This window comes from Sphingomonas sp. FARSPH, from assembly GCF_003355005.1.
Classification (GTDB): domain Bacteria; phylum Pseudomonadota; class Alphaproteobacteria; order Sphingomonadales; family Sphingomonadaceae; genus Sphingomonas.
Genome location: NZ_CP029985.1, coordinates 760,010 through 773,799, shown reverse-complemented (window position 1 = coordinate 773,799; position 13,790 = coordinate 760,010). Strand labels below are relative to the sequence as shown.

The 13,790-nt window shown below is 69.4% G+C and carries 9 protein-coding genes and 1 riboswitch; of the genes, 8 read left to right on the top strand and 1 reads right to left on the bottom strand.

Features of this window, described 5'->3' with window-relative positions; translation table 11 throughout:
• Nucleotides 1-13 precede the first annotated feature (13 nt).
• The 8 genes from prsR (at nt 14) to DM480_RS03830 (ending at nt 10,421) form a co-directional block, all read left to right on the top strand.
• Nucleotides 14-1,375, top strand: a complete 1,362-nt coding sequence (prsR, locus tag DM480_RS03865) for a PEP-CTERM-box response regulator transcription factor (protein WP_115380765.1) — start codon at nt 14-16, stop codon at nt 1,373-1,375.
• Nucleotides 1,368-3,350 (top strand): tetratricopeptide repeat protein, encoded by a 1,983-nt coding sequence (locus tag DM480_RS03860; protein WP_115377648.1) that lies wholly within the window; start codon nt 1,368-1,370, stop codon nt 3,348-3,350. The genes prsR and DM480_RS03860 overlap by 8 nt, the downstream gene beginning before the upstream one ends.
• A 217-nt stretch (nt 3,351-3,567) precedes the next feature.
• The gene (locus DM480_RS03855) at nt 3,568-4,386 is read left to right on the top strand and encodes a DUF815 domain-containing protein (protein ID WP_115380763.1); all 819 of its coding nucleotides are present in this window, start codon (nt 3,568-3,570) and stop codon (nt 4,384-4,386) included.
• 22 nt (nt 4,387-4,408) lie between these two features.
• Nucleotides 4,409-4,613, top strand: a riboswitch (cobalamin riboswitch).
• A 105-nt stretch (nt 4,614-4,718) separates the two neighbouring features.
• Nucleotides 4,719-6,629: a TonB-dependent receptor plug domain-containing protein gene (locus tag DM480_RS03850; RefSeq protein WP_115377647.1), complete on the top strand. Its 1,911-nt coding sequence runs from the start codon at nt 4,719-4,721 to the stop codon at nt 6,627-6,629.
• 182 nt (nt 6,630-6,811) lie between these two features.
• The gene (locus tag DM480_RS03845) at nt 6,812-7,612 is read left to right on the top strand and encodes an ABC transporter substrate-binding protein (protein ID WP_232834109.1); all 801 of its coding nucleotides are present in this window, start codon (nt 6,812-6,814) and stop codon (nt 7,610-7,612) included.
• Nucleotides 7,609-8,565, top strand: a complete 957-nt coding sequence (locus DM480_RS03840; RefSeq protein ID WP_115377645.1) for a FecCD family ABC transporter permease — start codon at nt 7,609-7,611, stop codon at nt 8,563-8,565. The genes DM480_RS03845 and DM480_RS03840 overlap by 4 nt, the downstream gene beginning before the upstream one ends.
• Complete coding sequence (locus DM480_RS03835) at nt 8,556-9,344, top strand: ABC transporter ATP-binding protein (RefSeq protein ID WP_115377644.1); 789 nt, start codon at nt 8,556-8,558, stop codon at nt 9,342-9,344. Before DM480_RS03840 ends, DM480_RS03835 begins: the two co-directional genes overlap by 10 nt.
• A 48-nt stretch (nt 9,345-9,392) precedes the next feature.
• Entirely contained in the window at nt 9,393-10,421 is a 1,029-nt protein-coding gene (locus tag DM480_RS03830) for an alanine racemase (protein WP_232834108.1), read from the top strand.
• 63 nt (nt 10,422-10,484) lie between these two features.
• On the opposite strand, the gene DM480_RS18060 is transcribed toward DM480_RS03830, so the two are convergent.
• Nucleotides 10,485-13,688, bottom strand: coding sequence for a TonB-dependent receptor domain-containing protein (locus tag DM480_RS18060; RefSeq protein ID WP_157968761.1), 3,204 nt, complete (start codon nt 13,686-13,688; stop codon nt 10,485-10,487).
• Nucleotides 13,689-13,790 lie beyond the last annotated feature (102 nt).

The following is a 13,790-nucleotide window of genomic DNA, read 5'->3' as shown; positions in this document are numbered from 1 at the left end:
GGGCGACGACATGATGACCGCGCCGCTCCCCGTGCTGTTGGTCGTCGAGGACGACCTCGCGCTCCAGCGCCAGCTGCGCTGGGCTTATGACGGCTATACGGTCGTCACCGCGGCGACGCGGAGCGAGGCGATGGAGGCGCTGCGCAGCCATGCGCCGGCGGTCGTGACGCTGGACCTCGGCCTGCCGCCCGATCCCGACGGGACGAGCGAGGGGTTCGCGCTGCTCGCCGACATCCTTGCCGCCAAGCCCGATACCAAGGTCATCGTCGCGTCGGGCCATGGCGCGCGCGACAGCGCACTGGCGGCGATCGATCGCGGCGCCTGGGATTTCTACGCCAAGCCGATCGATATCGACGCGCTCGGCCTGATCGTCGCGCGCGCGTTCCACGTCCAGGCGCTGGAGGCGGAGAACCGCCGGCTCGCACGGCGTGCGGAAGGCGGCGCCGGCAACTTCGGCGGCCTGCTCTACGCCTCCGACGAAATGGCGCGCGTCGTGCGCACCGTCGAACGCGTCGCACCCGCCGACGTCTCCGTCCTGCTGCTCGGCGCGAGCGGCACGGGCAAGGAATTGCTCGCGCGCGGGCTGCACGATGCCTCGCCGCGCGCCGGGGGCGCGTTCGTCGCGATCAATTGCGCCGCCATCCCCGAGACGTTGCTGGAAAGCGAGCTGTTCGGCCACGAAAAGGGCGCGTTCACGGGGGCGGTGAAGACGACGATCGGCAAGATCGAGATGGCGGCGGGGGGCACATTGTTCCTCGACGAGATCGGCGACGTGCCGCTGCCGCTGCAGGTCAAGCTGCTGCGTTTTCTGCAGGAGCGGACGATCGAGCGGATCGGCGGGCGCAAGCCGATCCCCGTCGACACGCGCGTCGTCTGCGCGACGCACCGCGATCTCGATGCGATGATCGCGGCGGCGACGTTCCGCGACGACCTGTATTACAGGCTCGCCGAGATCGTCGTGCGTATTCCGACGCTGGCGGAGCGGCCGGGCGATGCGTTGCTGCTCGCGCGCCAGTTCGTCCGGCGCCATGCCGCGGCGATGAAGCTCGCCGTCACCGGGCTCGCCCCCGATGCGGTCGCGGCGATCGCCGCCTGGCCATGGCCCGGCAACGTCCGCGAGCTGGAAAACCGGGTGAAGCGCGCGGTCATCATGGCCGATGGCAAGCAGGTGACTGCCGCCGACCTCGATCTCGCCGCGCCCGCCGACGAACCGCTGCCGCTCAACTTGCGCTCGGTGCGCGAGGCGGCGGACCGCCGCGCCATCCGCCTCGCGCTTGCGCAGGCGGAGGGCAACATTTCGGGCGCCTCGCGCCTGCTCGGGGTCAGCCGCCCGACGTTGTACGACCTGCTCAAGAGCTACGACCTGAATGGCTGAGGCCGTCTATCCGATGATGCGACCGCGCCGGCGCAAGCGCGGCCATGGCCCGCGGATCGGCCCGCGGGCGCGGCGACTGATCGCGCTCGCGCTGCTCGTCGCGATCCTGGCGGGTGTCGCGCTGTTGCTGCTGCGCCAGCCGGCGCGGATCGACCCGGCGCGATCGATGGCGGATGCGCGCGCCGCCTATGCGCTGGGCAATTACAGTGCCGCGCGCAACCATGCGATCACCGTATTGCGCGCGACGCCGCAATCGGTGCCGGCGCAACTGCTGCTCGCGGACGCCTATCTGCGTCTCGACGACGGGCGCGCGGCGGAGGGTGCGCTCAGCCGTGCGCGCGCCGCCGGCGCGCCGGGCCTTGCCGGGCATCTCGCCGCGGCGCGGCTGCTTCAGGGCGATTACACCAATGTCGCCGCTGCGCCTGCGGTGCCCGGCGACGCCCTTTCGGTGCGCGCCCGCGCCCGTGCGCTGGCGTTACAGGGCGATCCGGGCGAGGGCGTCGCGCTGCTCGATGGCTGGCTGGCGACGCATCCCGACGATGGCGAAGCGTGGGCCGACCTCGGCCAGATCCGCCTCGGCGCGGGCGAGATCGCCGCCGCCACGGCGGCGAGCGCGCGCGCACTGCGTCTGCGTCCCGGCGATCCCGTGGCGCTGACGCTCGTCGCGCAGCTGACGCGGACGCGCTACGGCCTCGTCGCGGCGTTGCCCTGGTTCGAGGCGGCGCTGAAGCGCGACGCCTATTTTTACCCCGCGCTGGTCGATTATGCCGCGGCGCTGGGCGATGCCGGTCGTTATCGCGACATGCTGGCGGCGAGCCGCCGCGCGCTCGCCGCGCGGCCGGGCAGCGCGCCGCCGCTCTACCTGCAGGCGGTGCTGGCGACCCGCGCCGGGCGCGGCGAGCTTGCCCGCGACCTGTTGCAGAAGGCGGGCGGGGCGCAATCGGGCCTGTCCGGTGCGGCGCTCGTCGCGGGCGCGCTCGATTACAGCGGCGGTCGCTACGAACGCGCGATCGACGCGTGGCGGCAGGTCGCCACCGGCCAGCCGCTCAACGTCGCGATGCGTCGCCTGCTCGCCGCTGCGTTGCTCCGGTCGGGCGATGCGCCCGGCGCGATCGCGATGCTGGCGCCCGTCGTCGCGCGGGCGGACGCCGACACCTATTCGTTGACCATCGCCGCGCGCGCGCACGAGCGGACCGGCGACCGCGCGAGCGCGGCGATGTTGCTCGATCGCGCGGCGAACGGCCCGCGCGGCGCGTCCGGGGTCTTCGCCAGCGATCAGGGCGTCGCCGCGCGCGTCGCCGATGCCGCCGCCGCGCCCGACGATCCCAATTACGTGCTCGGCGTCCTCCGCGCGCAGCTGACCGCGGGCGATGTTGCCGGCGCGGTCGCGCGCGCCCGCGCCCTCGTCGCGCAGGCGCCGGGCGCGCCCGCACCGCTGCTCGCGCTCGGCGACGCGCTGGCGATCGGCGGCCGCTATGCGGAAGCCGCGCCCGTCTATGCGCGTGCCGCCGACCTTGCCTTCGACGAGCCGACGATGCTGCGCGTCGTCGATGCCTGGGGCCGCGCCGGGAACCCTCGCGCCGCGGCGGCGGCGCTGTCGCTGTATCTCCAGCAGAATCCGCAGAGCCTCGTCGGCCTGCGCCTGCTCGGCCATTGGCAGGTGGCGAGCGGCGACGCCGATGCCGCGATCGAGACGCTGGAGGCGGTGCGCCGCCTCGCCGGCAACCGTGACGCAGGACTGCTCGCCGACCTCGCCGCCGCCTATGCGGCGTCCGGCGATGGCGACGTCGCGCGGCTTTATGCCCGCGCCGCCTATCGCCTCGCGCCGATGAACGCGGGCGTGTGCGACGCCTATGCGCACGCGCTCGCTGCGGCGGGGGATGCCGATGGCGCGCGCCAGCTTGCGGTCAAGGCCCGGTCGCTCGCCCCCACCGACCCGGTGATCGCGGACCACGCCCGCCGCATTCTGGGCTAAGCGGCCGGCCCGTCGCCATTTCGCGTCGTTCAGAAGAACGGCGCTTCGCCATGGCCCGGCACCAACGGGGAACGTCCGTGCTCCTGCGAACGCAGGAGCCCAGGGCCGAACGCGATAGCCTATGGGGCTCTGGGTTCCTGCGTTCGCAGGAACACCCTTGGTCGAAAAGGGCCTTCGCCCGGTTCAGATTCCCGGCGACTTGCTCTATCGCCCTGCCATGGCCGATCCCCTCGACCGCATCGCTGCCGCGCTCGAGCGGCTGTCCCCGCCGCCCGCGCCCGCGGCGGACCCGCTAGCGCATCCCGCCTATGTCTGGCGCGACGGCGCGCTCGCGGCGGCGCGCGCCTTTGCGCCGCTGCCGCTCGCGATGCTGCATGGCGTCGATGCGCAGAAGGCCGCGCTGGTCGCCAACCTGACCCGCCTCGCCGGCGGGCATGCCGCGCAGGACGTGTTGCTCTGGGGCGCGCGCGGCACGGGCAAGTCGGCGTTGGTCAAGGCCGCGGTCGGCGATCTGCAGGCCGCGTCCGCGGCCATCGCGCTGGTCGAGGTCGCCGCCGATCGCCTCGCCGACCTGCCCGCGCTGTTCGCCGCGCTCGCGGCCCAGCCGCGCGCCTTCGCCGTCTTCCTCGACGACATCGGCTTCGACGTGGCGGCGGACGCGCGCATCCTGCGCTCGCTGCTCGAAGGGGGGGCGGAGGCGCGGCCCGCCAACACGCGGCTGATCGTCACCTCCAACCGCCGCCACCTGATCGTCCGCGACATCGCCGAACAGGCGAGCGCGATCAATCCGCGCGACAGTATCGACGACCAGCTCGCGCTCGCCGACCGCTTCGGGCTCAGCCTCGGCTTCCACGTCGTCGACCAGGACGGTTATCTGGCGATCGTGCGCGGCTATGCCGATGCGTACGATCTGCCTTTCGACGCATCGGACGCGGTGCAATGGGCGACGCGGCGCGGCAGCCGGTCGGGGCGCGTCGCATGGCAATATGTCGTCGAACTCGCCGGGCGCGCGGGCAAGGCACTGCAGCCGCATTGACGCGGGGCTCCGTGCGCCCGTAAAGGCCGAAACCGTGAATGGTCCCCGGAGACGGGGTGAAAAGGGAAGTCCGGTGCGCGTTCGTGCGAACGCAAGCCCGGCGCTGCCCCCGCAACTGTGACCGGATAGCGGTCCCTCCACGATGCCACTGGGCGTAAAGCCCGGGAAGGCGGAGGGACATGCGACGACCCGGGAGCCAGGAGACCTGCCCTTCACCGTCGATCCACTGTGCGGACGGGGTGTGCCGGACAGCCGAAGGGGGGACCTTCGTGAGCGAACGACATCCGCCGCGTGCGAATGGTCGCGCGCGGGACACGAAGGATGTGGATGGAATGACTGCTGCCCGTTTTCTGACCGCCGCCGGCGCGTGCGCGCTCGCCGTGGCCTTTGCCGCGCCTACGACGGCGCAGGTGGCGCCCGCCGCCGACAAGAGCGACGACGTCATCGTCACCGCCGCGCGCGTCGCGCAGCCCGCCACCGAGGTCGGCCAGGCGGTGACCGTCGTCACCCGCGACGAGATCGACCGCCGCCAGACCGTCTCGGTCGCCGACCTGCTTTCGACCACCCCCGGCGTCACCGTAACGCGCAACGGCAGCCTCGGCGGCTTCACCGGCGTGCGGCTGCGCGGCGCGGAGGCGGAACAGACCCTGGTCGTGATCGACGGCGTGCGCGTCAACGATCCGTCCTCGCCCGGCGGCGGCTTCGACTTTGCGAACCTGCTGTCCGCCAGCGTCGCGCGGATCGAGGTGTTGCGCGGCCCCAATTCCGTCCCCTGGGGCAGCCAGGCGATCGGCGGCGTCGTCAACGTCATCACCGAAGAGCCGACCGATCGCCTCGCGGCGCGCGGCAGCGTCGAATACGGCTATGCCGACACGCTCTATGCGCAGGGCGGCCTGTCGGGTCGCAGCGGCGCGGTGTCCGCCGCGCTGACCGGCGGCTATCTGCGCAGCGACGGCATCTCGTCGGCGGCGATCGGCACGGAGCGCGACGGCTATCGCCAATATGGCGCGACGGGCCGCGTCGGCGTCGCCCTCACCGACGGCGTCGGCATCGACCTGCGCGGCTATTGGGCGAACAGCAGGACCGAGACCGACGGCTATCCCGCGCCGCTCTACATCTTCGCCGACGATCCCAGCTATTCGACCGCGAACGAGCTGTACGGCTATGCCGGCGTCCACGCCAATTTCGGCACGTTCCGCAACCGCATCGGCTTCACGATCGCCGACATCAACCGCGACACCTATGCGCGGCCCGGCGCGACGCCCTCGCCCTTCCGCGGCCGGTCGGAACGCTACGAATATCAGGGCGATTATCAGCCGATCGACCAGGTCCGCGTCGTCGGCGGCGTCGAGCATGAAACCAGCCGCTACCGCGACGCCAGCCTTCGCCGCTCGGTCGGCATCACGTCCGTCTATGGCGAACTGATCGTAAAGCCGGTGCAGGTGCTGACGATCACCGGCGGCGTGCGCAACGACGACCACGACACGTTCGGCAACCACACCACGTTCGGTGCGGACGCCGCGCTGGCGCTGGCGACGGGCACCGTGCTGCGCGCCAGCTATGGCGAAGGGTTCAAGGCGCCGACCCTGTATCAATTGTACAGCCCGTACGGGAATACGCGCCTCGACCCCGAAACCGCGACCAACTACGATCTCGGTATCCAGCAGACCCTGCTCGCCGGGCGCGCGACGTTGGGCGCGACGTATTTCCACCGCGACACGCGCAATCAGATCAACTTCCGCGGCTGTTCGCGCGCCGAACAGGCGAATGCCGGCTCGATCTGCGTCAACCGGCCGTTCGGCGTCTACGACAACATCCAGCGCACCCGCGCGCAAGGGGTCGAGTTCGCGATCGGCCTCAGGCCCGTCGATGCGCTGACCGTGTCGGCGAACGTATCGTATATCGACAGCGAGAACCGCACGCCGGGCGCCGCCTTCCGCACCGACCTGCTGCGCCGGCCCAAGCAGACGGCAGCGTTCGTCATCGATTATCGCCTGCCCTTCGGCCTTGGCATCGGCGGCACGGTGCAGATCGTCGGTGACAGCGTCGACGTCGACAGCTACGGCGACCGCGTGGCGCTCGACGGCTACGCGCTCGCCTCGGTCCGCGCCGAATTGCCGCTGGGGGATCGCTTCTCTATCTATGGCCGCATCGATAACGTCACCGACGAACGGTATCAGGCGGTCGCCGAATACGGCACCTACGGCCGCGCGGCCTATGGCGGGGTGCGCGTGAAGCTGTGACGACGCAGGCATCCCCGTCATCGCCCCCGCGGTGCCGGGGGTTGCTTCGTTGGCCGGGCAGCTGCTTGCCCAACATGCTTCGTCACCCCGGACTTGGTCCGGGGTCCACCAAGCCGCAAACGCAGGGGAAGAGGCTCGCGCGTTGCCGCTCGCCGCAGAGGGGACCGCGGACCAAGTCCGGGGTGACGGCGGGTGTGTGGCTCGGCGCGACGCTCCTGCTCGCCGCCTGCGCGCCCGTGCCGCAGCGCACCGGCGGCATCGTCTCCACCAATCCATGTGCCGATGCGATCCTTGCGGTCGTCGCGCCCGACCGACTCGCCGCGGTCAGCCATTATTCGCACGATCCCGCCGCGACCTCGATGCCGCTCGCTCTCGCGCGCCGCTGGCCCGCGACGTCGGGCACGGCGGAGGAAGTGATCGCGCGTCGCCCCGACCTCGTCGTCACCGACAGTTTCGCCCCCGCCGCCAGCCGCGAGGCCTATGCGCGCGCCGGGCTGAAGGTCCTGACGCTCGACATCGCATCGACCATCCCCGCCAGCGAGGCGCAGGTGATGGCGCTCGCCACCGCCGCCGGCCATCCGGCGCGGGGCAGGGCGCTCGTCCGCGCGATCGAGCGCGCGATCCCGCCCGCCACCGGCCCGCGCCCCGCGGCCTTGCTCTATATCGCCGGCGATCTCGCCAATGGCGGCGGCACCTTGCTCGATGCGCTGATGCAGCGTGCAGGGCTGCGCAACGCCGCCGCCGATTACGGCCTTGCCTTCACCGGCACCTTGCCGATCGAGACGATCGCCGCGCATCCGCCGCGCGTCATCCTCAGTGACGACGACGGTCGCTCCGCCGCCCTGCGCCGCCGTGTTCTCGCGCGCGTCAGCGCATCGACGGTCGAGGCGCATTTTCCCCGCCGCCTGATGAACTGCGGCGGCTCGGCCCTGATCCCCGCGCTGCACCGGCTCGCCGCGATCCGGGCAGCGGTGGCGTCGTGAGCCGGGGCCTGCGGCTCGGCGCGCTCGCGCTGCTCGTCGTCGCGGCGTTCGCGCTGTCGCTCGCGGCGGGCAAGCAGTGGCTGTCGCCCACGACGACAACGGGGGCTGCGATCTTCATCGAATTGCGCCTGCCGCGCGCGATCCTCGGCCTGCTGCTCGGCGCGACGCTCGGCCTGTCGGGGGCGGTGCTGCAGGGGTTTTTGCGCAACCCGCTCGCCGATCCCGGCGTGCTCGGCGTGTCGTCCAGCGGTGCGCTCGGCGCGGTGTTCGTCATCCTCTACGTCGGCGCGAGCGGCATCCTGCTGTTCGCGGGCGCGTTGGCGGGCGCGATGGCGGCGTTGCTGCTGCTCGTCCTGCTCACCTGGCGCGGCGCGGATGCGGTCGCCTTCGTCCTCGCCGGCACCGTGCTCGCCAGCCTCACCGCGGCGCTCACCGCCTTCCTGATCGCGATCGCGCCCAATCCCTATGCGGTCGCCGGCGTGCTCGACTGGCTGATGGGCGCGCTCACCGATCGCGGCCTCGTCGACGTCGCGCGCGCTGCACCGTTGCTGTGCGTATCGATGGCGATGCTCGCCTGCACCGGCCGCGCGCTCGACGCGCTCGCGCTTGGGGAGGGGGCGGCCCGATCGCTCGGCATTCATCTCGGCCGGTTGCAGCTGCTGGTGATGCTCGGCACGGGCATCGGTGTCGGCGCGGGCGTCGCGGCGACCGGTGTCGTCGGCTTCGTCGGCCTCGTCGTGCCGCACCTGCTGCGCCCGCTGTTCGGCCATCGCCCGTCCGACCTGCTGCTGCCCAGCGCGCTCGGCGGCGCGGCGCTGGTGCTCGTCGCCGACAGCCTGTGCCGCCTCGCCCCCGGCGCCGCGGAGGTGCGGCTGGGCGTGGCGATGGCGCTGATCGGCGCGCCCTTTTTCCTCACCCTGTTGTTGCGTCGCCGGGGGCAGGCATGGATATGATCGTCCGCAACCTGACGCTGCGCCTTGGCGGGTTAACGGTATTGTCCGAGATCGACACGGCGTTCCGCCCCGGCCGCGTCACCGCGATCCTGGGCCCTAATGGCGCGGGCAAAAGCAGCCTTTTGAAGACGCTCGCCGGTCTGGTGCCGCCGGATGCGGGGACGATCACGCTCGGCGACCGTCCGCTGGCGGACTGGCCGGCGCAGGCGCGCGCGCGGGCGATCGGCTATCTGCCGCAATCGGGCGCCGTGCACTGGAACCTGCGCGCGCGCGATCTCGTCGCGCTAGGACGCCTGCCGTACCGGCGGCGCTTTGCCGGCCCCTCGCCGGCCGACGAGGCGGCGATCACGGCGGCACTCGCCGCGACCGAGACGCTGGTGCTCGCCGATCGGCGCGTCGGCGACCTTTCCGGCGGGGAGCGCGCGCGGGTTCTGCTCGCGCGCGTGCTGGCGGGGGACCCGCGTTGGCTGCTCGCCGACGAACCGCTCGCCAGCCTGGACCCCGCGCACCAGATCGACCTGCTCGAGCGGCTGCGCGGCATGGCGGTGGAGGGCAGGGGCGTCGCGGTCGTGCTGCACGACATCGCGCAAGCGGCGCGCGTGGCGGACGACGTGTTGCTGCTGCGCGACGGCCGCCTTGTCGCGGCCGGGCAGGCGGCGGCGGTGCTCACGCCCGATACGATCGCCGCGGTCTTCGATGTCACCGTCGCCTGCTTGCCCGGTGCGTGCATCATGGTGCCCATCGGCCGCATCCCGTCCCCGGTGCCGCCCACCGTCTGACGCGCTGCGGCATCGACGCGGACGTCGCCGCGGCCTATGCGCGGGGGCGTGACCGCTCCGCTTCGCCTTCGCCTCGACACCGCCGCCCTCACCGACAATTGGCGCGCCCTCGCGCGGATGAGCGGCGGCGCGGCCTGCGGCGCGGCGGTCAAGGCGAACGGCTATGGCCTCGGCGCGACGACGGTCGCGACCCGGCTGGCGGAAGCCGGCTGCCGCGACTTCTTCGTCGCCACCTGGGCGGAGGCGGAGCGCCTCGCGCCGCTGCGCCTGCCCGCGCTGGCGGTGCTGCACGGCGTGCGCGACGAGGACATGGCGCTGGCGGCGAGCGGCATCGCGCGGCCCGTGCTCGGCACCCCGCAACAGGTCGCACGCTGGCGCGCCGCGGGCGGGGGGGCGTGTGATGTGATGGTCGATACCGGCATGAACCGGCTCGGCGTGTCGCCGGACGCGGTCCGGGCCGGGCTGCTCGACGGCCTTGCGATCGACACGCTGCACAGCCACCTCGCCTGCGCGGACGAGGATCATGCGATGAACGCGGCGCAGCGCGACGCCTTCGCCGCCTTGCGCGGTGCGACCACGGCGCGGCGGATGGCGCTCGCCAATTCGGCGGGCATCGCGCTGGGCAGCGGCTATCATTTCGACCTGACCCGCCCGGGCGTCGCGCTCTACGGCGGCATCCCGCGCGCCGAATTCGCCGGCGTCATCCGCCAGGTCGCCTATCCCGAAGCGCAGATCCTCCAGCGCCGCACCGTGCCCGCCGGCGAGACGGTCGGCTATAACGCGACCTGGACCGCGGCGCGCGACACCGAGGTCGCGATCCTCAACCTCGGCTATGCCGACGGCTACCGCCGCGCCTTCTCCGATCGCGGCAGCGCAGGCGGCGGGACGCTTCCCGTGATCGGCCGCGTCTCGATGGACCTCGTCGCGCTCGACGTCACCGCGGACCCGGCGCTGGTGGAGGGCGACTGGGTAACGCTCGACTATGCGCTGCCCGAGGCGGCGGCGCGGAGCGGGGTGTCGCAATATGAGCTGCTGACGGGGTTGGGGCGGCGGTTCGTCAAACCGCAAGACGCCTGAAATTCGAGAATGACAAAAAAAACGGGGCCGCAATAGATGCGACCCCGATGCTCGAGACTTGCCTTAGAAGTTTGCCTTGAAGCCCGCGTAAAACTGTCGTCCGATGGCACTGTACACGGCGCTACCGCCGCCATTGCCAAGCAGGCTGTAGGGCGGCAGGCGATCGAACAGGTTGTCGACACCCATATAGTATTCGAACTTCTTGTTGACCAGGAAGCCAGCGCGCAGGTTCGAATAGGTAACCGTCGGATACCAGATAACGGGATACTGGTCGGCGTTGTACGGCGGATTTCCATTATATGGATTCTGTGCCGCGTAATCGCCAATCGTCATCCGGCCGATATATTGCAACTGGTAGCGAAGGGAGAAGCCGGTGTGGCTCTCGTAGGTAGCGCTGAACTGTCCCTCGTACTGGGGGTCGCCCAGGTTGCTCAACTGGCGCGACGGGATGGTCGGGTTGACCGGATCGAGGAAGTTCGTGCGATCGGCCACGTAGCTGAAGATGCCGCGAAGCGAGACGCGATCGCCGTTGCCGAGCGTCCGGTTATAAGCGAGGTCGAAGTCCACGCCCGAGGTGTTCTGCTTGGCGAAGTTGACGGTGCTGGCGACACCGACGTACGGTGTCGCAAACAGGCCGTTTGCCTGGCGCGGATTGAGAAGCGCGCAATAGGAATTGTTCAACGTCGGCGAGTCGTAGCACTGGTTGACGATCGTCTGGATCGAAACGCCGGCGATCAGATTACGGACCTTGATATCATAATAATCGACCGTGAAGGACAGGCCTGGTACCTGATGCGGTTCGAAAATCGCGCCGACGGTGTAACTGTCCGATGTCTCCGGCTTCAGCAGGCTGTTGCCGCCGCTCAGATAGCTCAACGTCTGGGTCCGCGCCGGGTCGTTGGTAAAACCGACGGGAATGCCTGCGGCGCGGCAATTCGCGATCCGGTTGGCACCGCCGTTCGTACCGTTGTTAATATTCTGGCTGTCGCACGGATCCGCGATCGACGCGAAGTTCTGCGAAAGCGTGGAGTACAAATCGCTTTGCGTCGGGGCACGGACCGAGCGCGCATAGCTCGCGCGGAAGCGTATGTCGCGGATCGGGGCATAATAGACAGCGCCGCTGTAGGTGTAGATCGTGCCCGCCGACGTATTATAGTCGGAGATACGGCCGGCACCAGAAAGCGTCAGTTCCTGAACGAAAGGAATATCCTTCAGTAGCGGGATTTCGATTTCGCCGAACGCTTCTTTGACTCGGAGAACCGGGGGGCGGAACGGTTGGATAGCGTTCAGGAACGTGCCGCCCGATGCAGTAAGTGCGTCCCAAGACGACCTTGCAGACTCGGACCGGTATTCACCGCCGAGCGCGAAGCGCACCGGGCCGCCCGGAAGCGAGAACAGCTGCGACAGGTCGCCGGAGACATTGGCCGTGATGTCGAACTCTTGAGCCTGCTCGACGCGGGTCGACGTCGTGTTGACGAAGGCAAGCGCGGCCGCCGAGGGAGCGCCGTAGCCGAACGTGTTGATCGGCACGCAGTCGGGACGCGCGTTGGATGTGGCATTGACGGCGCAGATAACTTTGTTGCCGGTCGGCCCGAGTACATAGTTGCTGCCAGTGAAATTCGCCGGTGCATTGACGGCGTCGTACGCCAGCGAGAAGCCGTCGAGGTTACCGTTGATATCCGCCAAGACCAAGTTGTTGAAGGACTTGCCATGGCTATCGTAGCGGCCATAGTTGACGGCGACCTCATATTTCCAGTCATCGTTGAACGTGCCATCGATGCCGCCCACGATCCGGTACGTTTCGCGCTTCTGCAATTCGGCGCGTCCGCCGAAGTCCACGTTGAAGCGCGCCGTTGCGAATCGATCGGTCGCAGGATTGACGCATCGACCGATCGACTGGAGCGTCGCCAATGACTGGGCGGTCAGAAACGCGTTGCTGCAGCGCAGTTCCGGCAAGCCAAGGGTGCCGGCGATCGGCGACCAGAAGCTCGGCTGACCCTCCTGGTTCGCGTAGATTCGCACGTACTTCGCCTCGACGAACGGACGGAAGGCGTTCGACACGTCGAAATGCGCAAGGAGGTTGGCGGAATAGCGCTCCAACTGGGGGGCGAGCTGGCCCGTGTTCGTCAGCGTCGAGCCCAGCCCACCAATAGTGTTGCTGCTGCCACTGCTAGGCGTTGCCGATCCAAAGTTGGTGGTGATGTCGCGGAAGTCGAGCGATGGGTTGCTCAGCGTCAGGTTACCGTTGCGATCGAATACGTACCGCTGCGGAATGCCGAACGTGCTCGTCGATGAAGCCCGGCAACGATTGAGATTCGTCAACTGGGTGGCGACGGTCACGTTGCAGACCGCGGTGACGAGGCCGCCATCGGCGATATTGCCGTTGCGCACGCCACGATAGAACTGATTGTCGGGCACGCCGTTGCCCGCCGCCGGTTCACCGACGGTCGATTCCGACAGGTTCCACTGATTACGGCCGCTGAATGCCCCAGTTTGATCGTTACGGTCTACGTAATATAGAGCATTAGCGCGCGAATATTCGACGGCAACGGCGATATTGCCGCGGCCGTCCGCAAAATTCTTGCCGGCGGTCAAGCTACCGAAATACGAGCCACGATCGCCCCGCGAGGTGATGCTGCCCTGACCCGAGAACTTAAGGCCCTCAAAATTTCGCTTGAGCACGAAGTTTACGACACCTGCGACAGCGTCCGAGCCGTAGATCGCCGAGCTGCCGCCCGTCACGATGTCGACGCGCTCGAGCAGGTCGTCGGGGATTGTGTTCGTGTCGACAAGATAGTCGCCCGGCGACGAACTCACGTGGCGGCGACCGTTGACGAGGACGAGGGTACGAGACACGCCGAGGCCCCGAAGGTCGAGCAGGTTGAGACCCGTGGTCCCGATGAATCGGGTGGAGTTTGCCTGGCTATAGGTCGACCGCAAGGCGGGTAGGCTGTTCAAAGCGTCGCCGATGTTGAGTGTGCCGGTCGCCAACAGGTCCTGCGCGGTGATCGTCGTCACCGGGACGGGTGATTCGAGCGTCGGACGCGCGATGCGCGAACCGGTGACGACGATTTCCTCCGACGACTGAACCTGATCCACAGTGCCGGTCGGATTCGCCGCCGGCTCTGCCGTGGTTTGCGATTGATCAGTGGCAGGCGTCGTCGGCGTCGTCTGGTTGCTCTGCGAAGTCTGCGCGAGAGCCGGCACCGCAACCAACGCCATCGTCGCGAGCGCGGTAGCGCCCGCAAGGCGGGAAATCCTCGTCATCAAAATACCCCTGTAAACGACATTTTTGTCTAACAGGGGTCATGCTGTCGGTAACCATCGCTGGACTCAAGGCAGCAACGCTTCCCGATCGCAGTATGATGT

What these genes read in the sequence shown, in the direction of transcription:
- DM480_RS18060 (WP_157968761.1), bottom strand. Translation starts at nt 13,688, where the DNA reads ATGACGAGGATTTCCCGCCTTGCGGGCGCTACCGCGCTCGCGACGATG.
- DM480_RS03860 (WP_115377648.1), top strand. Translation starts at nt 1,368, where the DNA reads ATGGCTGAGGCCGTCTATCCGATGATGCGACCGCGCCGGCGCAAGCGC.
- prsR (WP_115380765.1), top strand. Translation starts at nt 14, where the DNA reads ATGACCGCGCCGCTCCCCGTGCTGTTGGTCGTCGAGGACGACCTCGCG.
- DM480_RS03835 (WP_115377644.1), top strand. Translation starts at nt 8,556, where the DNA reads ATGGATATGATCGTCCGCAACCTGACGCTGCGCCTTGGCGGGTTAACG.
- DM480_RS03855 (WP_115380763.1), top strand. Translation starts at nt 3,568, where the DNA reads ATGGCCGATCCCCTCGACCGCATCGCTGCCGCGCTCGAGCGGCTGTCC.
- DM480_RS03850 (WP_115377647.1), top strand. Translation starts at nt 4,719, where the DNA reads ATGACTGCTGCCCGTTTTCTGACCGCCGCCGGCGCGTGCGCGCTCGCC.